At 68.7% G+C, this 25,284-nt stretch carries 20 protein-coding genes; 8 read left to right on the top strand and 12 right to left on the bottom strand.

Annotated features, from left to right (window positions below; genetic code table 11):
- The first annotated feature begins 387 nt into the window (after nt 1–387).
- Nucleotides 388–759: a 4'-phosphopantetheinyl transferase family protein gene (locus FDA38_RS42140; protein WP_170989648.1), complete on the top strand. Its 372-nt coding sequence runs from the start codon at nt 388–390 to the stop codon at nt 757–759.
- A 128-nt stretch (nt 760–887) separates the two neighbouring features.
- Here FDA38_RS42140 and FDA38_RS09710 read toward each other — a convergent pair whose 3' ends face one another.
- The 10 genes from FDA38_RS09710 to FDA38_RS09665 form a co-directional block, all read right to left on the bottom strand.
- Nucleotides 888–2,219, bottom strand: coding sequence for a glutamate-5-semialdehyde dehydrogenase (locus FDA38_RS09710; RefSeq protein WP_137253678.1), 1,332 nt, complete (start codon nt 2,217–2,219; stop codon nt 888–890).
- On the bottom strand, nt 2,216–2,716 hold the full coding sequence (locus FDA38_RS09705) for an HXXEE domain-containing protein (RefSeq protein WP_137253677.1): 501 nt from the start codon (nt 2,714–2,716) through the stop codon (nt 2,216–2,218). The genes FDA38_RS09710 and FDA38_RS09705 overlap by 4 nt, the downstream gene beginning before the upstream one ends.
- Nucleotides 2,713–3,825, bottom strand: a complete 1,113-nt coding sequence (gene proB / locus FDA38_RS09700; protein ID WP_137253676.1) for a glutamate 5-kinase — start codon at nt 3,823–3,825, stop codon at nt 2,713–2,715. Before proB ends, FDA38_RS09705 begins: the two co-directional genes overlap by 4 nt.
- A complete protein-coding gene (gene obgE, locus FDA38_RS09695) occupies nt 3,825–5,396 on the bottom strand; it encodes a GTPase ObgE (protein ID WP_137253675.1) in 1,572 nt (523 codons plus the stop codon). The genes proB and obgE overlap by 1 nt, the downstream gene beginning before the upstream one ends.
- Nucleotides 5,397–5,522: 126 nt before the next feature.
- On the bottom strand, nt 5,523–5,783 hold the full coding sequence (rpmA, locus tag FDA38_RS09690) for a 50S ribosomal protein L27 (protein WP_130381076.1): 261 nt from the start codon (nt 5,781–5,783) through the stop codon (nt 5,523–5,525).
- Between the two features lie 12 nt (nt 5,784–5,795).
- Nucleotides 5,796–6,110 carry a 50S ribosomal protein L21 gene (gene rplU, locus FDA38_RS09685; protein ID WP_137254211.1) on the bottom strand — a complete coding sequence of 105 codons (315 nt, stop codon included), beginning with the start codon at nt 6,108–6,110 and terminating at the stop codon, nt 5,796–5,798.
- A gap of 149 nt (nt 6,111–6,259) precedes the next feature.
- A complete protein-coding gene (locus FDA38_RS09680) occupies nt 6,260–9,841 on the bottom strand; it encodes an Rne/Rng family ribonuclease (protein ID WP_137253674.1) in 3,582 nt (1,193 codons plus the stop codon).
- 155 nt (nt 9,842–9,996) lie between these two features.
- Entirely contained in the window at nt 9,997–10,824 is an 828-nt protein-coding gene (locus FDA38_RS09675; protein WP_137253673.1) for a TIGR03936 family radical SAM-associated protein, read from the bottom strand.
- Nucleotides 10,825–10,842: 18 nt separating this feature from the next.
- On the bottom strand, nt 10,843–11,343 hold the full coding sequence (locus FDA38_RS09670) for an anthrone oxygenase family protein (RefSeq protein WP_137253672.1): 501 nt from the start codon (nt 11,341–11,343) through the stop codon (nt 10,843–10,845).
- A 101-nt stretch (nt 11,344–11,444) separates the two neighbouring features.
- The gene (locus FDA38_RS09665) at nt 11,445–13,685 is read right to left on the bottom strand and encodes a M64 family metallopeptidase (RefSeq protein ID WP_137253671.1); all 2,241 of its coding nucleotides are present in this window, start codon (nt 13,683–13,685) and stop codon (nt 11,445–11,447) included.
- 121 nt (nt 13,686–13,806) lie between these two features.
- On the opposite strand from FDA38_RS09665, the gene FDA38_RS09660 reads away from it, so the two are divergent.
- The 4 genes from FDA38_RS09660 to FDA38_RS09645 all read left to right on the top strand — a co-directional run bounded on the left by FDA38_RS09660 (nt 13,807) and on the right by FDA38_RS09645 (nt 17,086).
- Nucleotides 13,807–14,301, top strand: coding sequence for a hypothetical protein (locus FDA38_RS09660; protein WP_137253670.1), 495 nt, complete (start codon nt 13,807–13,809; stop codon nt 14,299–14,301).
- A 63-nt stretch (nt 14,302–14,364) separates the two neighbouring features.
- Nucleotides 14,365–15,162 (top strand): lysophospholipid acyltransferase family protein, encoded by a 798-nt coding sequence (locus FDA38_RS09655; protein WP_137253669.1) that lies wholly within the window; start codon nt 14,365–14,367, stop codon nt 15,160–15,162.
- Nucleotides 15,163–15,201: 39 nt separating this feature from the next.
- Nucleotides 15,202–16,080 carry a prephenate dehydratase gene (locus FDA38_RS09650; protein ID WP_137253668.1) on the top strand — a complete coding sequence of 293 codons (879 nt, stop codon included), beginning with the start codon at nt 15,202–15,204 and terminating at the stop codon, nt 16,078–16,080.
- Between the two features lie 31 nt (nt 16,081–16,111).
- Nucleotides 16,112–17,086 carry a GNAT family N-acetyltransferase gene (locus tag FDA38_RS09645; RefSeq protein WP_233714615.1) on the top strand — a complete coding sequence of 325 codons (975 nt, stop codon included), beginning with the start codon at nt 16,112–16,114 and terminating at the stop codon, nt 17,084–17,086.
- Here FDA38_RS09645 and FDA38_RS09640 read toward each other — a convergent pair.
- Nucleotides 17,083–17,625 (bottom strand): hypothetical protein, encoded by a 543-nt coding sequence (locus FDA38_RS09640; RefSeq protein ID WP_137253667.1) that lies wholly within the window; start codon nt 17,623–17,625, stop codon nt 17,083–17,085. The genes FDA38_RS09645 and FDA38_RS09640 overlap by 4 nt on opposite strands.
- A gap of 241 nt (nt 17,626–17,866) precedes the next feature.
- On the opposite strand from FDA38_RS09640, the gene FDA38_RS09635 reads away from it, so the two are divergent.
- From FDA38_RS09635 to FDA38_RS09620, 3 genes are all read left to right on the top strand, one after another.
- A complete protein-coding gene (locus FDA38_RS09635; protein ID WP_233714614.1) occupies nt 17,867–20,176 on the top strand; it encodes a M43 family zinc metalloprotease in 2,310 nt (769 codons plus the stop codon).
- A 286-nt stretch (nt 20,177–20,462) separates the two neighbouring features.
- Nucleotides 20,463–21,800: a M28 family metallopeptidase gene (locus FDA38_RS09625; RefSeq protein ID WP_137253666.1), complete on the top strand. Its 1,338-nt coding sequence runs from the start codon at nt 20,463–20,465 to the stop codon at nt 21,798–21,800.
- A gap of 150 nt (nt 21,801–21,950) precedes the next feature.
- Nucleotides 21,951–23,264 (top strand): HAD-IA family hydrolase, encoded by a 1,314-nt coding sequence (locus FDA38_RS09620; RefSeq protein ID WP_137253665.1) that lies wholly within the window; start codon nt 21,951–21,953, stop codon nt 23,262–23,264.
- A 76-nt stretch (nt 23,265–23,340) separates the two neighbouring features.
- On the opposite strand, the gene FDA38_RS09615 is transcribed toward FDA38_RS09620, so the two are convergent.
- The gene (locus tag FDA38_RS09615; RefSeq protein ID WP_137253664.1) at nt 23,341–25,272 is read right to left on the bottom strand and encodes a TIGR03960 family B12-binding radical SAM protein; all 1,932 of its coding nucleotides are present in this window, start codon (nt 25,270–25,272) and stop codon (nt 23,341–23,343) included.
- Nucleotides 25,273–25,284 lie beyond the last annotated feature (12 nt).

The following is a 25,284-nucleotide window of genomic DNA, read 5'->3' as shown; positions in this document are numbered from 1 at the left end:
AGGACCACCGCGGGCCGACCGGGGGCCGACGCCGCGGGACCGCGCGGCGCGGCGGGTGTGGAGAGCGCGCACCGCGCGGTGGGTGTGGGCGGCGCGCGTGGCGCGGTGGGTGTCGGCGGTGGTCGGGCTGTGGTTGAGGTGTGGTGGGCTCGGGTTGGGGCGGCTCGGGATGGGTTTGTTGGGGATTTGGATTCGGTGGAGCGGGGGCGGTTGGCGGCGTATGTGCGGGAGGTGGACCGCGCGCGGTTTCTGCTGGGGGTGACGATTACTCGGCGGGCGCTTGGGCGGCGGTTTTCGTTGCTGGCGGCAAGTGTTTCGTTGGATCGGACGTGTACTGAGTGTGGGAAGCCGCATGGGAAAGTGCGGGCTGAGGGGGTGGAGTTGTCGGTGACGCACTCCGGGGACCTGGTCGGGGTTGCGTTCGGTGAGCGGCCGGTGGGGCTTGATGTGGAGAAGGTTGATGCGGGGGTGGATGTCGATGGGGTGGCTCGGGTTGCGTTGAGCGCTGACGATGTGCGGGCGTTGGCGGAGTACGACGGGATCGCGAAGGCGCGGGCGTTCACGGCGTACTGGACGCGGAGAGAGGCTGTGCTGAAGGCGACCGGGGAAGGTTTGCGCGGGGAGCTGCGGGGGCCGGTGCCGGCGGGGATTCAGGTGCAGGAGCTCGACGTGGGCGCAGATCACCGGGCGGCTCTGGCGGTGGTGAGCGCAGAGCCGCCGGTCGTGCGGATCGAAGACGCAACGCAACTGCTGAGCTGACGCGATCCCGGGTGGGGCCAGTTGCTGAGCTGGCGCGGGTCGGGCTAGCTGGTCAGGTGACGTGGCTGCGGGGGCCCAGCTGCTCAGTTGATGCGTGTGCGGGGCCGCGGCAGCCGGGCTGAGGGGGCTTAGGTGCGGAGTTGGCCTTCGCCGGTGACTATGTATTTGGTGGACGTCATTTCGGGGAGGCCCATGGGGCCGCGGGCGTGGAGTTTTTGGGTGGAGATGCCGATTTCGGCGCCGAAGCCGAATTCGCCGCCGTCGGTGAAGCGGGTGCTGGCGTTGACGACGACCGCGGCGGAGTCGACCGCTTGGGTGAAGCGGCGGGCTGCGGACTGGGAGCGGGTGATGATCGCCTCGGTGTGACCGGAGCTGTAGCGGCGGATGTGCTGTACGGCGTCCTCGAGCGAATCCACCACCGCCGCCGACAGGTCGAGCGAGTTGTACTCCGCCCCGAAGTCCTCCTCCGTCGCAGCCACGACACCCGCCCCACGAGCACCTGCCACGTCGCTTGCGGCGTCGCCCGCAGCGGCGTCACCCGCTTCGTCGGTGGCCGACGATGCCGGCAGGCTATTGCCTGCGGCAACTACTGTGGAGTCGCCGTGGACTGTTACGCCGGCCTCAAGCAGAGCCGGAAGGGCACGCGCCAGGAACTCATCCGCAACAGCGGAGTGAACCAGCAGGGATTCGGCGGCGTTGCACACGCTGGGTCGCTGGGTTTTCGAGTTCAGCAGGATCTCGAGACCGACCTCGAGGTCGGCGTCCGCGTCGATGTACACGTGGCAGTTGCCGACGCCCGTCTCGATCACCGGCACCGACGACTCGCCGACAACAGTCTGGATCAGACCGGCCCCACCCCGTGGGATCAGTACGTCGACCAGCCCGCGCGCCTGCATGAGCTCCTTCACGGCAGCACGATCAGTCGGCACGCCCTGGATCACATCTGCCGGCAACCCACACGCCGCGGCAGCATCCCGCAGTACCGCGATGATCGCCGTGTTGGATGCCGCAGCGGAAGACGAGCCGCGCAAAAGCACAGCGTTGCCGGACTTAAGGCAGATGCCGGCGGCGTCAGCGGTCACGTTGGGCCGCGCCTCGTAGATGATGCCGACGACACCAAACGGCACCCGGACCTGGCGGAGCTCGAGACCGTTCGGCAGCGTGTACCCGCGGACCACCTCACCGACCGGATCGGTCAGCCCAGCAAGCTGCTCCAGCCCGGCCGCCATCCCGTCGACACGCGCCGGGTTGAGCGCCAACCGGTCGACCGTCGACTCCGGCGTACCCGCCTCACGAGCCGCTGCGACGTCAACATCGTTCGCCGCCACGATCGCGTCCGTGTTTTCGCGCAGCGCCGCCGCCATCGCGTGCAGCGCCGCATCCTTCGTCGCCCGGGACGCGTCGGCCAAGGCGTACGACGCCTCGCGCGCCCGCCGCGCCAGCTCGATGATCTCGCTCACTCGCTCATCCTAGGTCCGTTGTTCCAAGTAAGGACCCGACGTCTCAACCGCGGAAGCCGGGCGATCGCGTGCGACACCGGAACGACCGCCGCCAGCGCGACGTTGAACCGACGGTCACTCGGCGCGATCGGCACACCCTCAGCCTTCAGCCGACGCCAGGCCCAAACGCTGAACGGGATCACGACGAGAGGCGTCGTCACCAAGCCCGGCGTGTAGCGGCGCAGTACTACGGACTGCGCGATATGCGTCCCAGCGTGCAGTCCGAAGCCCAGCAGCGAGGCCTGGAAGAACTTGCTCCGCCCACCCGTCGCAGCACCAACGGCAGACGCAGCGGCCATCGCGACACCGGTGAGACCGATCGCAGTGGCAGCTTCACTTCGAGAGGTACGCACGAAGGACGGAAGGTCAGGCTGCCGGGAGAACGACGGCATCGTCGCGAGTTCCTCGAGGTCGTGGACGATCCACGCCGCGAGCAAACCCCACGCAACCTTCTTCACAGCAACACCAGGTCGTCACGATGGACTACTTCGCGCTCGTACGCCGCACCCAGCTCGCGAGCGAGGTCCCGGGTAGAGCGCCCCAGAAGGTCGGGCAGCTCGGCAGCGTCGTAGTTGACCAAGCCGCGCGCGATCACGACGCCCGATGGCGACACGAGATCGACCGGGTCACCGGCGGAGAAAGTGCCTTCTACCGCAGAGATCCCGGCCGGCAGCAGGGACGCTCGGCGCTGAGTGACAGCCCGGACGGCGCCTTCGTCCAACCGGAGCACGCCCTGCCCCGAGGTGGCGTGGGCCAGCCACAGCAGCCGGGTCTTGCGACGGCGGCCGGTCGGGTGGAAGAGAGTGCCGACCCGATCACCGCGGAGAGCCTCGCCGACCCGCGCAGCAGACGTCAGGACGACCGGAATCCCTGCCTCTGTGGCGATTGCGGCCGCCTCGACCTTCGTCTGCATGCCACCGGTACCGACACCGGACGCACCAGACTTGCCGATCGCGAGCGGCTCCAGATCAGCAGCACCACGGATCTCGGTCACCATCGACGTACCAGGCTTCCGCGGATCCCCGTCGTACAGGCCATCGACGTCAGAGAGCAGCAGCAACAGATCGGCGTGCACGAGGTGACTGGTCAAGGCGGCCAGCCGGTCGTTGTCGCCGAAGCGGATCTCGGTGGTCGCGACGGTGTCGTTCTCGTTCACGATCGGTACGACGCCGAGCTCGAGCAGCCGCGCGAACGTGCGGTACGCGTTCCGGTAGTGGCTGCGCCGCGTCACGTCATCGACGGTCAGCAGCACCTGCCCGACCCGCAGCCCGTGCGCCGCGAACGCATCGCTGTACCGAGCCATCAACAAGCCTTGCCCGACCGAAGCAGCAGCCTGCTGCGTGGCGAGGTCACGCGGTCGCGACCGCAGCCCCATCGGGGCCAGGCCGGCGGCGATCGCGCCGGAGGAGACGAGCACGACCTCGGCCCCCTCCACCCGTCGCGCCGCGATGGCGTCGACGAGCAGCCGGAGTCGTTCGAGATCGATCTTGCCGCGCTGGGTCAGCGATGACGAGCCGACCTTCACGACGATTCGCGTGGCCGCAAGGACCTCCGCGCGAGCGTCCATCAGAAGTCCTGATCTGTGCTTTCTTCCGCCGCTTCGAGCTCGCGCGCTTCCTTGCGCGCCAGCTTCTCCGCCTTCACCGCTGCTCGTTTCGCCTCGGCCGGGGACAGGTCGACCTCGTCCTCGCCCCATTCCTGCTTGTAGTCGGTCCGCAGGCCCCTGTTGGCGTGGTACTCCGTGTCCTTCTCGCGCCGCCGCTGGGCCGCCGGACGATCCTCCTCCAGCCGGTGGTCCTCACCGCGCCGGGCCAGGATCTCCGCACCGGCCAGTACGTCGGGAGCGAAGTCGAACACGATCGCGTTCGGTCCGTCGCCGATCATCACCGCGTCGCCGGCGAGCGCGCCCAGCTTCAGCAACTCGTCCTCGACGCCGAGCCGGTTCAGCCGGTCGGCCAGGTAGCCGGTCGCCTCCGCGTTCGCGAAGTCGGTCTGCCGGACCCACCGCTCGGGCTTGTCACCCTGCACCAGCCAGCCGGCGTCCTCCGGCAGCTTCTTCACCTTGAACTCGGGCCCGCCCTGCGCCTGCGGCCGGATCACGATCCGCGTGGTGTCGGGCTTCTCCTCTTCCGCACGACGCCGTACGACGATGTCGGCCATCGCGAACTTCAACGCCTCCAGGCCCTCGTGCGACGCGGTCGAGATCGGGAACACCCGCAGCCCGCGCTGCTCCAGCTCGGCCTGCACCATCTCGGCGATCTCCCGCGCGTCCGGTACGTCGATCTTGTTCAGGGCAACGAGTCGCGGCCGGTCCTCGAGCCCACCGTGCGCCTGCAGCTCGGCCTCGATCGTGTCGAGATCGCTGAGCGGATCCCGACCCGGCTCGTACGTCGCGCAGTCGATGACGTGGACGAGCGCCGCACACCGCTCCACGTGCCGCAGGAAGTCGTGCCCGAGACCGCGCCCTTCACTCGCACCCTCGATCAGACCCGGTACGTCGGCCACGGTGAACGTCACGTCACCGGCGACGACGACGCCGAGGTTCGGGATCAGGGTGGTGAACGGGTAGTCGGCGATCTTCGGCCGGGCGCGGCTGATCGAGGCCACCAGCGAGGACTTGCCCGCACTCGGGAAGCCGACCAGACCGATATCGGCGACGACCTTCAGCTCGAGGACGAGCGTGCGCTCCTCGCCATCCTCACCCAGCAAGGCGAATCCAGGCGCCTTACGCGCGCTGCTGGCCAGGGCCGCGTTGCCCAGACCGCCCTTGCCGCCTTGGGCAGCAACGAATTCCGCGCCAGGGCCGACGAGGTCAGCGAGTACGACGCCGTCCGCCGTGCTGATGACCGTTCCGTCGGGGACGGGCAGTACGACGTCGCCGCCGTTGCTGCCGGCCTGGTGATCACCCTTGCCCTGGGCACCGTTCGTCGCGGTGCGGTGGCTGGAGCGGTGGTAGTCGACGAGCGTGGTGACGTCGGGGTCGACGCGCAGGATCACGCTGCCGCCGTCGCCGCCGTTCCCGCCGTCGGGACCGCCCAGGGGCTTGAACTTCTCCCGGTGCACCGAGGCGCAGCCGTTTCCGCCGCGGCCCGCGGCGACATTCACCGTCACGCGGTCGACGAAGCTGGGGATTGCCATCGGTGTGTCTCTACTTCCTGTCGGGTCCTACCAAGTACTTCAACCACATACACAGCAAAAGGGCGGGTCCGCGGTATTCCGCGACCCGCCCTTTGCAGAGCTTACTGATTCGTCCGGGTGGCGGTGTTACTCCGCCGGGGCCGGGACGATGTTGACGACGCGGCGACCGCGCCGGGTGCCGAACTCCACGTGGCCCTCGGCCAGCGCGAACAGCGTGTCGTCGCCGCCACGGCCGACCAGGTTGCCCGGGTGGAAGTGGGTGCCACGCTGACGGACGATGATCTCGCCGGCGTTGACCAGCTGACCGCCGTACCGCTTCACGCCGAGGCGCTGCGCGTTGGAGTCGCGACCGTTGCGGGTCGAGGCCGCTCCCTTTTTGTGTGCCATTTGGTAATCAGCTCACTTCTTCGCGTCGATCGCGGTGACCTTGACCTGGGTGTAGTGCTGACGGTGCCCCTGGCGCTTGCGGTAACCGGTCTTGTTCTTGTACTTGAGGATGGTGATCTTCGGGCCCTTGCTGCGGCCGAGAACCTCAGCCGAAACGGCCACCTTGGCCAGCGCCGCAGAGTCGGTCGTCACGGTGTCGCCATCGACGACGAGGACTGCCGGAAGGGACACAGTGTCGCCCACCTTGTCCGTCAGGCTGTCGATCTCGATGACATCGCCGACGGCGACCTTCTGCTGGGTGCCGCCACTGCGCACGATCGCGTACACCGTGGATCTCACTCTCTGCTGGTTCGGAAAATTACAAGCATGACGCGGGAGGCTGTAATCCACTCACTCTCACATCAGGCACAGGTTCGGTGCGCCTCAGCGCACCGAACCAATAGCTTACAACCCCGGGTCGGCAAACCCGAAATCGGTTAGCTGCCGGTGGTGACGAGCTCGGAAGGCTCCGCGCCTTCACCCTCGGTAGCAGTCTTGCTCCGGCTGCGGCTGCTGCGCCGCCGCCGGGTGCTCTTGGTGGCGCCGTTCTGCGCGGCGTCGGCCGGATCGGCGGCCTCGCTGGCCCCGACCTCGGAGCCGGCCGTCTCGGAGCCGGCCGGTGTTTCGGTGATCAGCGTCGTCGCCGCGGCGGATTCGGCCGGGAAGCCGGTCGCCTCGGGGCTGACGTGCTCGTCGGCGTCGGCAGAGATCGGGTAGCCGGTCGGTTCCGGCGTACCTTCACCGTCCTTCTTGACCGTCGCGGCGGCGATCTGCGCGAGCTTCTGGGCTGCGTCGGCGTTGTGCTGCGCGGTCTCGGCCTCGGTGGCCTCCTCCTCGCCGCGGCCCTTGCCCCGGCGGCGGCGCGAGCTCTTCCGGCCGCCCTCCTCCGCCTGCGCGGGCTTGCCGTGGTCGTGACCGTTGCCGTTCGCCTGACCGTTGCCCTGACCGTTGTTCTGACCGTTGCCGTTGGACTGCCCGTTGCGGCTGTCGCGGCGGCGGGACTCCTTCGGCTCGTCGTGCAGGATCAGACCGCGGCCACCGCAGTGGTCGCAGTTCTCGCTGAAGGCCTCGAGCAGGCCGGTACCGATCCGCTTCCGGGTCATCTGGACCAGGCCGAGCGAGGTGACCTCGGCCACCTGGTGCTTGGTCCGGTCGCGGCCCAGGCACTCGACCAGCCGGCGCAGGACCAGATCGCGGTTCGACTCGAGCACCATGTCGATGAAGTCGATGACGATGATGCCGCCGATGTCGCGGAGCCGGAGCTGCCGGACGATCTCCTCGGCCGCCTCCAGGTTGTTCTTGGTGACGGTCTCCTCGAGGTTGCCCCCGGAGCCGGTGAACTTGCCGGTGTTGACGTCGACGACGGTCATCGCCTCGGTCCGGTCGATGATCAGCGAGCCGCCGGACGGCAGCCAGACCTTGCGGTCCAGCGCCTTCTTGATCTGCTCGTCGATCCGGTAGTTCGCGAAGACGTCGCCGTCCCCGCCCCATTTCTCGACCCGGTCGGCCAGGTGCGGCGCGACGCCCGCGACGTACTCACGGACCTGCTCGTAGGCACGGTCGCCGGAGATGACCAGCTTCGCGAAGTCCTCGGTGAAGAGGTCGCGTACGACACGGATCAGCAGGTCGGGCTCGCCGTACAGCAGCTGCGGGGCCTGGCCGTTCTTCGACTTCTTGTCGATGTCCTCCCAGGCGGACTGCAGGCGGCTGACGTCGGCGGTCAGCTCCTCCTCCGAGGCGCCTTCCGCGGCGGTCCGGACGATCACGCCGGCCTCGTCGGGGACGATGTCCTTGAGGATCGTCTTGAGCCGGTTCCGCTCGGTGTCGGGCAGCTTGCGGCTGATGCCGCCGTTGCCGCCGCGCGGGACGTACACGACGTACCGGCCGGGCAGGCTGATCTGGTTGGTGAGCCGGGCGCCCTTGTGGCCGATCGGGTCCTTGGTCACCTGGACCAGGACCGATTGGCCGGACTTCAGCACCTGCTCGATCTTGCGCGGACCGTTGGCGCCACCAAGGGTCGCCCAGTCCACCTCACCGGCGTACAGGACCGCGTTGCGGCCCTTGCCGATGTCGATGAACGCGGCCTCCATGCTCGGCAGCACGTTCTGCACGCGGCCGAGGTAGACGTTGCCGATCAGCGACGTCTGCTCGGCGGTGGTCACGTAGTGCTCGACCAGGACGTTGTCTTCCGAGACCGCGATCTGGGTCAGGTCCTCGCGGGACCGGATCACCATCGTCCGCTCGACCGACTCGCGGCGGGCCAGGAACTCGGCCTCGGTCACGATCGGCGCGCGGCGGCGGCCGGCGGCGCGACCCTCACGGCGGCGCTGCTTCTTCGCCTCGAGGCGGGTCGAGCCCTCGACCGCGGTGATCTCGTTGTTGACGGTCTTGCTGCGCGGTTCACGGACGCGTACGACGGTCTCGTCGGGGTCGTCTGGGGACGCGGCGCTGTCCTCGCCCTTGCGGCGACGGCGACGGCGACGACGCCGGGACGAACTGCCCGCCTCGCCGTCCTCGTCGGAGTCGGCCGCACCGTCCTGGTCGCCGTCGTCGGACGCGTCGGCGTCCTGGTCGGCGTCCTGGCTGTCGTGCTCGTCCTCGTCGTCGGACTGGTCGTCGGCGTTGTCGTCCGCACCGTCGCCGGACTTGCGACGACGACGCCCACCACGGCGGCGACGGCGACGGCGAGTCCCCTCGCCACCTTCCTCGCCGTCCTCGCCCTGTACGTCGTTCGCGCCGTCGGACTCGTCGTCCGCGGCGGTGTCGGCCTCGGCGGCGGTGGCGCCTGGGGCGGTGGCGTCTGCGGTCGCGCCTCCGGTCGTCGCGCTTCCGGCTGCTTGCGCGGCGGCGGCCTTGCGGGCGGACCGGCTGCGGGTCCTGGTGGTGGTCTTCTCGGCGGCCGGGTCGGTGTCGTCGGCGCTCGCCTGCGGCTGGGCGTCGGTCGACTCCTCGGCTACCTCGATCTCACGGGCCTCGGCGTCGCGGTTACGACGGCTGCGGCGACGGCGGTTGCCGGTCGGCTGCTCGTCGGTACCCGGCTCCGGGGGCTCGTCGGAGGTCGCCTCGACCGCCGTCGGCTCGGCCTGCTGCGGTGCGGTCTGCTGCGGTCCACCGGTCGGCGCCTGGAACAGCACGGCCGCGGGGGCGGCTGCACGCCGACGGGTACGGCGGGTGCCGGACTCCTCGGGTGCATCCGAGGCGGCGCCGTCCACGGAGGTGCTGGAAGAGCCCGAGGTGTTGGAGGGACCGGCGTGGTCCGTGGTGAGCGCGGTGGTCGCGCCGGAGTTGGCCTCGGCTGCGCTCGAGTTGGCCTCAGCTGCGCCGCGGTTGCGGCCGCGACGGCCGCGGCTCGTCGCGCCGCTGTCGGCGCGGTCCGTGGTGCCTGCGGCGGAGTCGGCCTGGGCCGGGGCGTCGGCGTGGGCCGGTGATGCCTCTGCGTTCGCGGTGGACTCGGCGGTCTTCGCCGTACGGCGGCGGGAGGTGCGCTTGCGGGCGGAGGTGCCTGCGTTCGCCGCGTCGTCGGCCGATGTGTTGGCGGCGGCGTTCGGCGCGCGCTCGGCGTCGGCAACCGGGCCGTCCGTCATCGGAGAGTCTGCGGACAGCAGGTCCGGGGCGGAGGTCTTCTTCGTGGTGCGTTTGCGGGCGGTCTTCTTCGCGGGGGCCGCATCTGCGGTCTCCGCCGCCTCGTCGGGGACGAACTGCGGGAAGATGTCCTGGTCCGCGGTCTTCTTGGCGGCGCGGGCGGTCTTCTTGGCCGGAGCCTTCGCCGCGGCCTTCTTGGCCGTGGTCTTCTTCGCGGCAGTCTTCTTGGCTGCCGCCTTCTTCGCCGGCGCGGGCGCCGGATCGGCGGCCTCGGCGTCGGACTGGGTCGGGACCGCGTCGGCGGTCTTCACCGTGCGCTTGCGCGTGGTGGTCTTCTTCGCAGCCGGCGCCTTCTTCGCGGTCCTGCGGGTGGAGGCGGCTGGCTGGGCGGTGGCAGCCGTGTCGGCTGCCTCGGTGGTCGGCTCGTTGTCGAGCATGTAGTGCGGGTCTCCTCAAGCCCTCCGGCGCATCCTGCGACCCCTGTCACGGGTCCGGCGCGGCCACAAGGCGGTCACGGTTCGCCGCGCCCGGCCCGGAAATCTTCCCGGGGCCGCCGCGTGGCGGAAGCCTGCTGGATCCGCTCCGCCCGCGCTCAGGGCACAGAGGGAGCGGCGGCGTCGCCCTCCGCTGTGTGCGTCTGGTGGGGATCTGCCTGGCCGGTCGCGGTCGCCTGGTTGGCGTCGCGGTCACGAGCGAGCGGGTCTTCCACCGTGCCGGTGTCCGTGGTGAGCGGGCCCTGGGCGAGCCTGGTCAAAAGAGCCGGGCCCGTCACCGGGAGCGTCGCTACCTCGAGCGCGCCGGCGAGAACGTCGTCGGGTCTCACGGCCGGGGTTCCGTGCCGTAACACCACTTGCAGTATCGCACACGTCTCAACCGACCCCGGTTCACTCGCGACGGTGAGTCGGAGAACGGCAGCCCGACAGTCGAACGAGCGAACCCCCCGTTTGGTCATGCGCTCGACCAGAATTTCCTCCCGCGCCAGGAACGCCTCCACCGCGGCTCCTGCAGTCGCGGGATCCACCCCCGGTAACGCGATCCGCCACTCGCTGGCCTCCAGCCGCTCGGCCAGCGACCCCGGCCCGGCGACGACCACCTCGAGTACGTCGAGCCCCGGCGGCAGCGCCTCGTCCAGGGCGGCCCGGACCTCCTCGGCGTCCCGCTCGTGTGTGAGCGAGATCTCCAGGTACTCGGCCTCGGAGGCGGCGCCGGTCGGCGCGGCACCGGCGTACGAGATCTTCGGGTGCGGGCTGAAGCCGTGCGAGAACGCCACCGGGAGCTCGGCCCGCCGTACGGCGCGCTCGAACGCCCGCTGGAAGTCGCGGTGTGAGGTGAATCGCAACCGCCCCCGCTTGGCGAATCTCACCCGGAGCTTCTGGACCGCGGGGAGCTGCTGCGAGGGCGGTGCTTGAACTGGTGCCACGGAGGCATTGTCGCAGGCTCAGGGCTGGGCCGCGGACTTGCCGGTCAGGTAGAGGGCCCAGCCGAGGAGGCCGAAGGAGATCAGGGCGAGGATCGTGCGGAGCAGGTTGAAGGCGACCCATTTCGACTCGTTGAACGCGGCCCGGGCGGCCGCGACGTCGATCGTGGCCGGATCCCCGGCGGCCTTCAGCGCGTCGTTCAGCGGGACGTTCACCGCGATCGTGACGATGATCGAGACCAGGTACAGCACGAACGCGACCGCGATCCACGGCAGCGACTTCTCCTTGAGGCTGAGCAGTCCGGCGAGCACGGTGAACAGCGCCGCGCCCAGGAAGCCCAGGCCGAGGAAGAGCGGGTTCACGATCGCCCGGTCCACCGCCGTGAACGCGCTGACGAAGGTCTTGTCGTCGGTCTTGGCCAGGCCGGGCATGAACGCGTTCGCGTAGATCGCATATACGCCGGCCACCAGACCTGTTGTCATCGTGGCCGCCATCAGGGACGCCACCCGCAGTCCGTTCATCTCACTCCTTCTGTACGGCGGGAACTCCCCGCACCAGAAAAGTTATGAGAACCGCGGTCCCGGGAACATGTCGGCGAAACTCACGTGCATGTCTGCTCGGCTCAGAGCTTCGCGCACTGCCCGGATCGGGGTCCGGAGACCTTGTTCGGCGCCTCGAGATTGGTCGGATTCGGGGCGTTGGCGGAGCAGGCGAGAGGGCCGTTGACGATGTTTCCGGCCAGGGCCGGAGGTTGGGCGGTCGAGGCGTTGGTGACGGAGACCGGGCCCTGGACCGTGCTTCCGACGAGGACCACGCTTCGGCTGACATGATCGGCGGTGACCGGGCCGGCGACAGTGGAGCGGAGGAGTTGCAGGTCGGCGGCGTGGTCGGCGCGGACCGGACCGGAGACTCGTGCGTCGGTCGCCACGAGCGATGCGCCTGCCGCGACCACGACCGGGCCGTTGACGGTTGCGTTGGTCAGACAGGTGACGCCGGAGCGCAGGTACAGCGGGCCGTTCTGCGTGCCGCTGATCGTCGTGGTGCAGGCGGGCGCCGGGTGCAGCAGCGTGACGGCGAACCGGCGCGGGCTCGCGATGTTGCCGGTGGCATCGACAGCGCGGTACTCGACCTGATGACGCCCGTACCCGGGCGGTACGTCGTCCCACGGCACCACCCGCGGTACTCCGAGCTTGCCGTAGACGAGCTGATCGATCTCGGTCCCCTCGGCCGTGAACTTGAACGGCAGGGACGCATCCGTCGGCCAGCCGTAGTAGTTGTACCAACCGTCGCCGTCGACACGGAACTCCGGTACGACGTACCCCGGGCTGTCGTCCGTTGCCGTCAGCCCCATCGTGAAAGCGTCGTTATATACGTACTCAGGACCGGTCGGCTTCTGCACGGTGAGCAGCGGTTTCGACATCGTCGGGGTGACGACGGCCTCGACGCCGTCGACCTGCCAGGTCAGTGTCTGGGCGCCGGTCCGGGCGGTCAGCGTGTGCCGGCCGGTCAGCTTGAGCGGGGCGAGCGCGAGGTCGCGGTCGTTGCCCGAGTTCGCGACGGTCTGCCCGTCGACCTGCCAGGTGATGGGGGCGCTCGGCTGCGAAGTCTCGGCGTACACGACCTCGTCGGCGCTCACCGGGTGCTCGGTCGAGGTGGATCCGGTGAATGTCGGCGTACCGGTCGACGACGGTGCGGTCAGCGTGGTGTCGATGGTCCAGGAGCGGGTGGCGGTCGGGCGTACGGCGGGGTCGCGGATGAAGCTGGTCGGGTCCACGATCGTCGCGGTCAGGGTGTGTTTGCCCGCGGTGAGGTGCTGGGTGGACAGGTCGACGGAGCGGGCGCTCGCGGTCGGCAGCGTCGTACCGTCGACGGCCCAGGACACCGTGAGCTCGTGGTCCACCGGATGCAGCGTTTGCAGCCAGACGATTTGGTCTGCGGCGACTGGGCCGACCGGCGTGCTGTCCTGGAACAGGTTTGCCTTGGCCGAGAGTCGTTGGGTCATTCGCTCGCGTGAGATCTGGTCGAAGTAGTACCCTAGCGCCTTCATCATCGAGTGCGCGCTGGGCCGCCAGACGCCTGAACCGGCGTACATCCCGCCTTCGTAGCGGCCGATCGTGCCGCCGGATTCCGACGGCTCCCCCAGCCAGCGGTACCACTTCGCGTGCTGGTCGAGCATTTGCTGCTCGGTCAGCAACGTGTGGTGGATCGAGGACGGCTCGGGACCGACGTACGGCGCGCCGCGCTCGCCCCGGGCGTAGTAGTCGTATTCGTCCTGCAGCCCGCCGAGCGAATGGCCGAGCTCGTGCGGCGTGATCAGCGCGGACAGCGCGTTGCCGCCGGACGCGGTCGCGTATGTGCCGCCCGCCCCGCCGTACGTGTTGCTGTTGCCGATAGCAAGGATCTGCCGGTTGGAGGAGGTCGTGCCGGGAACCAGATCGGCGTACTGCGTGGCGGCCGCCGAGCTGACCGTCAGTAGACGCTGGACGCTGCCCGGGTTGCAGCCGCCCCAGAACCCCATCTGCAGCGGGGTATCGCGCTGGGGCGAGGTCAGATTGGGATCGCAGTCGACGCCGGACTCCGGGGAGGCGATCTCGACGGCGTACACGTTGACGTAGTTCCGGTACGACTTGAACGGCTCGATGCTCCAGAGGATGTTCAGGTGTTTGTCGAGCTGCTCGCGGAACTTCGGCAGCTCGGCCGCGGTGTATCCGTCGCCCATCACGACCAGGTTGAACCGCGACGCCGCCGGGCCGGTCACCTGGATCGGCACCACCGTCGCTTCGGGTGCCGCGGCCCTGGCCGACTGCGTGACGAGTGCTCCCGCGAGGAACACGAGGACAGCGGTCAGGACCTTGATGCGCATGCGGACTCCCCCACCTGGGCGACGGTGTGGTCAGCAGCTTACGAAGCGGTGCGCCGCGATGTCAGCGGCTTCCGCGTGGCGACCGGGCCCGATGCCCCGGGGGCGGCACTAACTTGCATTCATGACCAATCCAATTGACGACACCATCGCCGTCGAGCGGGAACGCGTGATGCGTCCGGTGATCCGGCTGGTGGCGATCTACCTCGGCCTGAGCATCCTGATCGCGGTCCTCGTCGCCGTCTTCCACCACAGCGTTCTCAACTACCAGTTCGCCCATGCCCCGAACCACGACTCACCCGATCCGGCCGTCCGGGACCAGGTCCGGACCAGCCTGTCGTGGGCCTTGTGGTCGCGGCCGATCACGGCGCTGATCATCCTGCTCGTCTACCTGCGGATCATCAGAGGGCTGCGGCACGGCAAGCGCTCGTCGTACCGGCGGATCCGGGTGGTGGCGATCGTGGTGACCGTGCTCAACGTGTACTACATCGCGTCCGGCCAGAATCCGGTCTGGATGAGCATCGGCCAGGGTCTGCAGATCGTCGTACTGATCACCACCTTCGTCCTCGCCAACCGCCCCGACGTCAAGGCACACTTCAGGCCGGCCCAGGGCGATTGATCCCGATCCGGGGTGCCGTACGGCATCATGAAGGTTCGGGGAACGTGTGAGGAAAGGACACCGATGACGGAACCGGCACAGTCGCCGCGGCGGGAGCCGGACCCTGCGGTCGTGGATGCCGGCGACGGCGACGGCAAGGGCATCTACTGGGTGCTGAAGAACGTGCTGGTCGGACCACCGGTGAAGCGCATCTTCCGGCCGATCGTGGTCGGCGCGGAGAACATCCCGGAGACCGGCGCGGCGATCATCGCCAGCAACCACCTCTCGTACTCCGACTGGATCTTCATGCCGCTGGCGCTGCGCCGCCGGGTCACGTTCGTCGCGAAGTCCGACTACTTCACCGGGGCCGGGATCAAGGGACGGTTCCAGCGCGGGTTCTTCAAGGGCACCGGGCAGGTGCCGATCGACCGGTCCGGCGGGTCGGCGTCCGAGGGGGCGATGCGGGCCGGGATGAAAGTGCTGGAGCGCGGCGAGCTGTTCGGGATCTACCCGGAGGGGACGCGGTCGCACGACGGCCGGCTGTACAAGGGGCGGACCGGCGTGGCCCGGCTCGCGCTGGAGGCCAAGGTGCCGGTGATCCCGTGCGGCGTGATCGGGACCGATGTGGTCGCGCCGCCCGGGAAGGTCGTCGCGTCGTTCGCGTCGCCGACGGTGAAATTCGGTGAGCCGCTGGACTTCTCGCGGTACGAGGGGATGGAGAGCGATCGGCTCATCCTGCGGGCCGTCACCGACGAGATCATGTACAAGATCATGGAGCTGTCGGGCCAGGAGTACATCGACATGTACGCCACCAAGGCCAAGTCGCTCGAGGGTCGCGCGATCACCGGAGCGCCGGACAAGGTCCGTAAGACGGACACCTGATCCGGCTGGTGAGATGCTCGGGGTCTAGGCTGGTAGATCGTGGACGGACCGATTGCTTACCAGGGTGAGCCAGGCGCGAATTCGGCGATGGCGTGCACCGAGATGTTCCCGGACCGCGAGCAGCTTCCTTGTACGACGTTCGAGGACGCGCTCGAGGCGGTGAGCAGCGGGCGCGCCGGGCTGGCGATGATCCCGGTGGACAACTCGATCGCCGGCCGGGTCGCGGACATCCACCACCTGCTGCCGGAGTCCGGGCTGCACATCGTCGGCGAGTACTTCCTTCCGATCCACTTCCAGCTGCTGGCAACTCCTGGTACGACGCTCGACCAGATCAAGACCGTCCGCAGTCACGTGCACGCGCTCGGGCAGTGCCGGAAGATCATCCGTGAGCACGGGTGGTCGACGGTCGTCGCGGATGACACCGCGGGCGCGGCGCGTGAGGTCGCCGAGCTGGGCGATCCGACGGTTGCTTCGCTCTCGCCGCGCGCGGCCGCCGAGCTGTACGGGCTGGACACGCTCGCGTCCGATGTCGAGGACGAACACCACAACACGACCCGCTTCCTGGTGCTGTCCCGCGAGCCGGAGGTACCGCCGGTCGGGTCGGGTCCGGTCATCACGAGCTTCGTGTACCGCGTGCGGAACGTGTCGGCTGCCCTCTACAAGGCGCTCGGCGGATTCGCCACCAACAGCGTCAACATGACCAAGCTGGAGTCCTACCAACTCGGCGGCATGTTCTTCGCCACTCAGTTCTACGCTGACATCGAAGGCCACCCCGAGGACCCGAATGTCGCGCTGGCCCTGGAAGAACTCGCCTTCTTCTCGGTCGAGGTCCGCCTGCTGGGCGTCTACCCGGCGCACCCCTTCCGCAACTCCATCGCCGAACCGGCCGCGAACCGGGCCCTCCGCCCCCACCACTAATCCGCAGGCGCCGGCCCCCTAGGGTGCGCGGGTGGAGATTATTGCGGTGGACGGGCGCGATCCCGAGGTGTTCCGACGGTTCTACGACGTCAAGTTCGGGGTTCGGCAGGAGGAGCTCGAGTTTCCCGTCGGAATGGGGGTCGAGGAAGCTCGGGTGCTCATGAGTGGGGAGCATGCTGATGTCCGGGCCGACGGGCTCGGACTGGTGGACGGGGACACCTGGCTGGGGGTTGCCTGGCTGGACTGGTGGTTGGTGGGGAACACGGACACCGTGGACGTGGAGCTGGCTGTGGCTCCGGAGTACCGGCGGCAGGGTGTCGCGAGTCGCTTGCTGGAGGTTGCGATCGGGCGGGCTCGGGCGGACGGCCGGCGGATTGTCTCGGGGACGAACCTCGCGGGCGATCCAGTGACGGGTGAGAGTGCGGGTACGGCGTTTGCTCGGGCGCGAGGGTTCGAGAAGAAGCATGCCGAGCTGCATCAGGTGCTGGAGTTGCCGGTCGATGTGAGCGGGCTGGAGCAACCGGTTGACGGGTACGAGCTCGTGCAGTGGCGGGAGCAGGCGCCGGACGAGTGGCTCGGGCAGTTTGTCGAGCTGTTGAGTGGGATGAGCGAGGACGTGCCGACCGGCGATCGGACGGACGAGCCGGTGCAGTGGACACCCGAGCTCGTGCGAGACGCAGAGGCTCGGCGCGTGGCTCAGGGGCGGTTCACCTACACCACGGCGGCCGTGCACATCGCGTCCGGCGAGCTCGCGGCGTACACGCAGATGGGCGGTACGCCGGAGAGCCCGGGCCGCCTCAACCAGTACGACACCTACGTACGGCGTACGCACCGCGGAAACGGACTTGGTATCGCGGTGAAAGCACCGAACCTGCGGGCGATCCAGACCGGCCCCGCCGTGATGCACACCTGGAACGCGCCGGAGAACACCCCGATGATCGCGGTGAACGCCAAGCTCGGGTTCCGGGCGGTCGCGCAACGCACGATGTGGGAGCGGGTGCTCTAGCCGAAGGTCCAGGTCGGGTGCTTGGCCGAGAGCACGTCGCGATGCCCGGCCCAGTCCGCGGCGGGCAGGGCGGCGACGTCCAGCAGCGTCGGTCGGCCGGCGCGCAGTTCGTAGCCCCAGGTGAACGCAGCGATCGGTACCACGTGGCGCGAGTGGATCACGTCCGGTACGACGGTGAGGAACGTGTCGGCGCGCCACATCCCGTCAGGATGGTCCGGGTTCGCCGGCGCATCGAAGAACGTCGGCAGGTAGCCGTACGCGTAGAACGGGTCGGTGGCGTCGAAGTTCGGGGCGAGATCGATCGACACCTCGGCCCCGCGCGTGACGACCTGGATCCAGCCCATGATCGCGTTGATGCCGTGCCCGTGGTACCTGATCGACGCGGTGCAGATCGGGAAGCCGCGGAACGCCTCGGCGTTCAGACCGGGTACGACGAGTTGGTGCCCGGACGCCCACGGATCGTCGTTCGGCACCACCCGGACCGAGATCAACCCACGATGAGCACGCACCTCGAACGGGACCGACTTCTCACGCTGCATGGGTCAATCCTGCACTGTAGACAAATCGAGGCCAGTGAGATCCGAAAGTCTTGTCATGAAGGGTTGTGTGCGCGAGGCGATCGGAGCAAGGTGAAACGCAGAACAGTGACTTGGGGGCCGACTGTTCGGTGGGGGAAGGCGGTAGGGACCGTCTTCGGTCGAGGGGTGCGCTGGGGGTGAATCTTCTCGGTTCGGCGCGCGTACGTCGACCTGCCCGTGCGCCCCCGCGGAAGGGGGAGAGATGCCGAGGAAGGCCAACGGGCGAGCGGACAAGCACCGGGACGATCACCGGATGCCGGGTGAGGCACCGGCGACCGAGCAGAACGGGCACGCCGCGAACGGACAGCCCGCGGCGGACGGCATGCCGATGACCGGGGCACCGGCCTCGAGCAGTACGACGATGAGCGGCGGCGGATCGCCCGCGGCAGACATGGGCGGCGGCGGGTCACCGGCAGCCGACATGGGCGGCGGCGGATCACCCGCGGCTGACATGAGTGGTGGCGGATCGCCTGCCGGTGTGGGGATGACAGGCGGCGGCCAGGCCAGTGGTGCCGGTATGAGCGGCACGGACGGGCGGACGGAGTTCCCCAGCCGCAGACAGTGCGGTGTGATGGAGGTACACCGGCGGCTGCTGACGACAGATCCGTCGTACGCCGCAGCGCGGTCGGCGCTCGAAACCGCGACGATGAACTACGTCTCCGGCGAGGATCGCTTCACCGGGGTCGCTCGCATCCCGTGTGTCGTCCACGTCGTCTGGAACACCAACGCCCAGAACATCTCGCAGGCGCAGATCGACAGCCAGATCGACGTACTGAACCGCGACTACCGCGCCACCAACCCGGACACCAGCATCGTGCCGAGTGTGTTCAGCGGGCTGGTCGCGGACTCGCGGGTCGAGTTCTTCCTGGCGACCGAGGACCCGAACGGGAACCCGACGACAGGTGTCACCCGGACCCAGACCAGTACGGCGAGCTTCGGCACGGACGACAAGGTGAAGTCGTCGGCGACCGGCGGCATCGACCCGTGGGACACCGCGCACTACCTGAACATCTGGGTCTGCCAGCTCGGCGGCGGTCTGCTCGGGTACGCACAGTTCCCGGGCGGTCCGGCGAACACCGACGGCGTGGTCATCCTGCACAGCGGGTTCGGCACCAACGGTACGGCGGCGGCACCGTTCGACCTCGGCCGGACGACGACGCACGAGGTCGGCCACTACCTGAATCTGTTCCACATCTGGGGCGACGACGGCAGCGGCTGCAGCGGTTCCGACGAGTGCGCCGACACCCCGAACGCGGCCGGCCCGAACTTCGGCGTACCGACGTTCCCGCATGTGACCTGCAGCAACGGGCCGAACGGTGACCTGTTCTACGACTACATGGACTACACCGACGACCGCGGCATGGTCATGTTCACCACCGACCAGGTGGCGCGGATGCAGGCGACGCTGGACACCGTCCGGATGGACCTGCCGGACTTCGGCGCCGCTGGTACGCCGGAACCGGCCGGCTCGGTGGTGTCGTGGGGCGCGAACCGGCTGGACGCGTTCGTGCTCGGCACCGACCTGGCGATGTATCACAAGTGGTGGGACGGATCGGCCTGGGGACCGTCCGTCGCCGGATACGAGTACATGGGTGGTATCTGCATGAGCGCTCCTGAAGTCGCGTCCTGGGGCCCGAACCGGCTGGACGCGTTCGTCCTCGGCACCGACCACGCGATGTACCACAAGTGGTGGGACGGCTCGAACTGGGGACCGTCCGTCACCGGCTACGAGTATCTCGGCGGCGTCTGCATGAGCCCGCCGCGGTTGGCGACCTGGGGACCCGATCGGCTCGACGCGTTCGTCCTCGGCACGGATCGGGCGCTGTACCACAAGTGGTGGGACGGCTCCGCCTGGAACGGCTACGAGTATCTCGGCGGAGTCTGCATGAGCCCGCCCGAAGTCGTTGCCTGGGGCCCCGATCGGCTCGACGTGTTCGTGCTGGGAACGGACAACGCGGTCTACCACAAGTGGTGGGACGGGTCGTCGTGGAACGGTTACGAATACCTCGGCGGCGTCTGTGCCTCCCCGCCACGCGTGGTGGCCTGGGGCGAGAACCGGCTCGACCTGTTCGTCATCGGCACCGACTCGGCGCTGTACCACAAGTGGTGGGACGGCTCGTCGTGGAGCGGGTACGAGTACATGGGCGGCGTGTGTACGACGGCGCCGACCGTGGTCTCGTGGGGCTCCGACCGGCTCGACGTATTCCTGCTCGGGACCGACTCCGCGCTCTACCACAAGTGGTGGGACGGATCCTCCTGGGGACCGAGCGTCACGGGATACGAGTACATGGGCGGGATCTGCACCGACGAGCCGCGCGTGGTCTCGTGGGACACGAACCGGCTCGACGTGTTCGTCACCGGCACCGACAAGCAGCTGTACCACAAGTGGTGGGACGGATCGGCCTGGGGACCGTCGGTCACCGGCTACGAACCGCTCGGCGGGATCATCAGCGACTTCAAGCTGACCGTGCCTGACTCCCCCGCCTCGATCGGGCAGGCGGTGAAGATCTGACCAGCACGCCGACCGGACGCTGGACGCATTCCTTCGAGGAGGACCACGACGGGATCAGCGTCTACCGCCGCGACGACTTCGCCTTCCCGCCGGCCCGTGGCCGGCGGGGGGTGGAGTTCCGCCCGGACGGGACGTTCGTACCGCTGCAGATCGGCCGCGGCGACGCTCCTTCCCCCGGACCGCCCGGGCGCTGGGACCCGGCCGGCCGGTTGCACCTGCCGGACGGGACCGGGCGGATCGTTTCCTCGGCGCCCGACCGACTCGAGATTGCTTGGCAGGACCAACAATGAATGTTCGCTATCTCGTCGTACCGACCGCGGACGCCGCCGGTGGCGCGCGGTCGGCACGGTTCGGGGAAAAGACCCTCCTCTGGGTCCCGGCCGAACAACGCCTCGGCCGGGCCTCCCGGACCGTTCCCGGTCTGCTGCTTGTCACGCAGGTGGGCCGGAGTTTCCAGGACGAGTACCCCGATGTCACGCCGCTGCTCGACCACGGCCGGCATCTGGTCATCTCGTCGGCCGACAAACCCCGTCGGCGGTCCAACCACCACTGGCGGATCGAAGCGCTCCGCCCGAACACGACGGTCGTCGACCATCAGACGGCCTCTGCGGCCCGGGTCGACCCGGTCGTCGCGGATCTGGTCGGCGAGGTGTCGACAGCGTCGTACCAGAGTGACCTGACCTGGTTGGCCAGTCTGCCGACCAGGCATTCGTTGAGTACGACGTTCACGCAGGCGATGGATTTCGCGTCCGACCGGATGGTTGCCCTTGGCTACCAAGCGGCGCGGACGCCGATCAACGTCGGCGCGGGGCATTCGGCGGACCTGATCGGCGATCGGGCCGGTGTCGGGGTTGACCGGAAGCTGGTCATCATCACGGCGCACCTGGACTCGATCAATATCGCCGGCGGTCCGGCCGCGGCGGCTCCGGGGGCGGATGACAACGGCAGCGGGTCGGCCGGGGTGCTCGAGCTCGGTCGGCTGCTGTCGACGCGGAGTTGGCAGCACGACATCCGGCTGATTCTCTTCGGTGGTGAGGAAGAGGGGCTGTTCGGCAGCAAGCAGTACGTCGCTGCGCTGCCGCCGGCGGAGCGGTCGCGGGTCCGCGCCGTACTCAACATGGACATGATCGCGACGAAGAACACCGCGACACCCGGCGTACTGCTTGAAGGCGCTGCGGTCTCGTCGGGTCAGATCGCGGATCTCGCGACGGCGGCTGCGACGTACACGGGGTTGACCGTCGAGACGTCGCTGAATCCGTTCGCCAGCGACCATGTCCCGTTCATCAACGCTGGTATACCAGCGGTTCTGACGATCGAGGGCGGGGACAGTGCGAACGGCCATATCCACTCCGCCAATGACACGTTGAACTTCATCGACTGGTCGCTGGCCGCGGAGATCCTCCGGATGAACATCGCCGCTTTGGCGGGCTGGCTGGAGCCGGCCGCAGTACAACGCCGTCCACAGCCGGCGGGCTCGGTGGTCTCCTGGGGACCGGGCCGGATCGACGTGTTCGCGGTCGGCATGGATTCCGCCTTACATCACAAGGCCTTCGACGGAACCTGGCACGACTTCGAGTCGTTAGGAGGCATTGTCCAGGGGGTGTCCGGTGGCCCAGCGCCGTAGCGAAGAGGTGCTCGGTGCGGTGCATCGGCGCGCGGGGGCGAAGGTCTCGATGCGGAGCATCGTGGCCTTTGCACCCGTGCGGCGAGGTGCCGTGTCGAGTGCCCCGCAGTAGGCGATGGGCCGCCGGACACCCCCTATAAGCTGACAGGTATGTGGAGCCCGAATGCGCGTGACGTTGGCGGACTTCCGACCCGGTACGGCGTACCGACGCGTGCGCGGGCTCTGCTCCGCAGTGAGTGCATCGACGCGGCCGGCCTGGCTGAATTCGAGGCGGTCGGCGCCGGACTGGTGCTCGATCTGCGGTCCGATTGGGAGTTGAGGCAACCACATCCGCTGGCCGGAGATTTGGTATACCAGCGGATCCCGTGGATCGACCCGGCGGCCGAGGCGACTCGTGATCCGGCCGCCGAGCCGCGGCTGGTCGACGTGTACCGCAACAGCCTGACCCGCAACGCGGCCCACGTCCGCAGGATCTTCACCGCGATCGCCGAGGCACCGGCGGATCGGCCGGTTGTCGTGCACTGCAAGGCCGGGAAGGATCGGACCGGGCTGACGGTCGCGGTGCTGCTGGACCTGGTCGGCGTACCCCGCTCGGACATCGCGGCGGACTACGCGATCAGCGAGACGAACCTCGGTCTGCAGGACGCGCCGGCGTTCTCGCGGTCCCACCCGGACACGATCCTCGGATCGCTCTCGTATCTCGACGGGCGCTTCGGCGGGGTCCGCGGGTACCTCGCCTGGCTAGGCCTGAGCGAGACGCAGATCCATCGGCTCGCGACGCGACTCGTGCCGACGGACGTGCAGGCGATCGTGTTCGACTTCGACGGTCTGCTGATGGACACCGAGACGACGATGGTCGAGAGCTGGCAGACCGAGTGGGCGTACCACGGTCTCGAGCTCGACCTCGACGGCTTCTGGCCGGGACACGGCGGAGACGTCAGCGAGGACAGGTACGCCGTACTCGCGGCAGCCGTCGGGAGCGGGTTCGACCGGGCCGAGAGTCATGCGCGACGGCTCGCCCATCGGGAGCAGATGCATGCCGAGCTCGACTTCCGGCCGGGGATCCGTGCTTGGATCTCGTCGGCCCGGGAGCTGGGGCTTCGGGTCGCGATCGCCAGCAGTTCGCCGCGGAGCTGGGTGGTCGGTCACCTGGAGCGGGTCGACGCGGTCGACTTGTTCGACGAGATCGTCACCGGCGACGAGGTCACGACCCACAAGCCCGACCCGGCGATCTACCAGCTGGCGCTCCAGCGGGTCGGCGTACCCGCCATTGCTGTCGAAGACACGGCCCACGGCGTCGCGGCGGCGCAGGCTGCGGGGATGTTCGCGGTCGCCGTACCAAATCCGTTCGTCACGCCGGACGCGGTCGCGGCCGCCGACCTGGTTCTGAGCAGCGCTGACGAGGTGTTGCTCACCGACCTGCTCCTTTCAGCGGCATCGAAAGGGTCGACGGCCCGTAACTGAGTGACCTAATCTGCGTCGGCGTCGCGCGCTGGCAGGATCAGACCGAGACGACGCCGACTCCGGCGTACTACTGCAACTAAACGACTGAGAGCGGGAGCAGCTTCTTGCCCGTGGGGCCGGTCTGGATCTCGGTGCCCATTTGGGGGCAGACGCCGCAGTCGAAGCACGGGGTCCAGCGGCAGTCCTCGACCTCGATCGCGCCGTCTTCCTCGAGCGAGTCCTGCCAGTCCTCCCACAACCAGTCCCGGTCCAGGCCCGAGTCCAGGTGGTCCCAGGGCAGTACTTCGGCGTACTCGCGCTCCCGCGTCGTGTACCAGGCGAGGTCGACCGGTTCGTCGGCGAGCGCCTGCTCGCAGGCCTGCACCCAGCGGTCGTACGAGAAGTGCTCGCTCCAGCCGTCGAACCGGCCGCCGTCGCGCCAGACCGCCTCGATCACGCGGCCGACGCGGCGGTCGCCGCGGGACAGCAGGCCTTCGATGATGCCCGGCTTGCCGTCGTGGTACCGGAAGCCGATCGCCTTCGCGTAGCCCTTCTCGGACCGGATCGCCGCGGCCAGCTTCGACAGCCGGGCATCGGTCTCCTCGGCGCCCAGCTGCGAGGCCCACTGGAACGGCGTGTGCGGCTTCGGCACGAATCCACCGATCGACACCGTGCAGCGGATGTCGCGCCTGCCGGACACCTCTCGGCCGGTCTCGATCACCCGCTTCGCGAGCGCGGCGATCGCCAGTACGTCCTCATCGGTCTCGGTCGGCAGGCCGACCATGAAGTACAGCTTCACCTGCCGCCAGCCGTGGCTGTACGCCGCCGAGACCGTGCGGATCAGGTCCTCCTCGGTGACCATCTTGTTGATCACCTTGCGCATCCGGTCCGACCCGCCCTCGGGCGCGAACGTCAGACCGCTGCGCCGGCCGTTGCGGGAGAACTCGTTCGCCAGCGTGATGTTGAACGCGTCGACCCTTGTCGAAGGCAACGACAACGAGACGTTGCTGCCCTCGTACCGGTCGCCGAGGCCCTTTGCCACATCCGCGATCTCGCTGTGGTCGGCACTCGAGAGACTGAGCAGACCGACCTCCTCGAACCCGGTCTGCTTGAGGCCGTTGTCGACCATGTCGCCGATGGTGGTGATGCTGCGCTCGCGCACCGGCCGGGTGATCATGCCTGCCTGGCAGAACCGGCAGCCGCGCGTGCAGCCGCGGAAGATCTCGACCGAGAAGCGTTCGTGCACAGTCTCGGCCAGCGGGACCAGCGGCTTCTTCGGGTACGGCCACGCGTCGAGGTCCATGACCGTGTGCTTCGCCGTCCGGAACGGAACACCCTGGCGGTTGGGGATGACGCGCTGGATCCGGCCGTCCGGCAGGTAGTCGACGGTGAAGAACTTCGGGATGTACACGCCGCCGGACTTCGCCAGCCGGAGCAGTACTTCGTCGCGCCCGCCCGGGCGGCCCTCGTCCTTCCACTCCCGGATCACCTCGGAGATCGCGAGCACGATCTCCTCGCCGTCACCGAGCACCGCCGCGTCGATGAAGTCCGCGATCGGCTCCGGATTGAACGCGGCATGCCCGCCGGCGAGCACGATCGGGTCCTCGTCGGTGCGGTCGACGGCGTGCAACGGAATGCCGGCCAGGTCGAGCGCGGTCAGCATGTTCGTGTAGCCGAGCTCGGTCGAGAACGACAGCCCGAAGACGTCGAACGCCCGGACCGGCCGGTGCGAGTCCAGCGTGAACTGCGGGATCGCGTTGTCCCGCATGATCTGTTCCATGTCCGGCCAGACGGAGTACGTCCGCTCGGCCAGGATGTGGTCGCGCTCGTTCAGCACTTCGTACAGGATCTGCACGCCCTGGTTGGGCAGGCCGACCTCGTACGCGTCCGGGTACATCAGGGCCCAGCGCACGCTGACCGAGTCCCAGTCCTTGCTGACCGAGTTCAGCTCACCTCCGACGTACTGGATCGGCTTCTGCACACTCGGCAGCAACGCCTCCAGGCGCGGGAACAGCGATTCAACAGTCATCGGGCACTTCCG

Origin of the sequence: Kribbella jiaozuonensis, assembly GCF_005233875.1 — a bacterium.
Taxonomy (GTDB): domain Bacteria; phylum Actinomycetota; class Actinomycetes; order Propionibacteriales; family Kribbellaceae; genus Kribbella; species Kribbella jiaozuonensis.
This window is presented reverse-complemented; position numbering and strand designations above follow the sequence as displayed.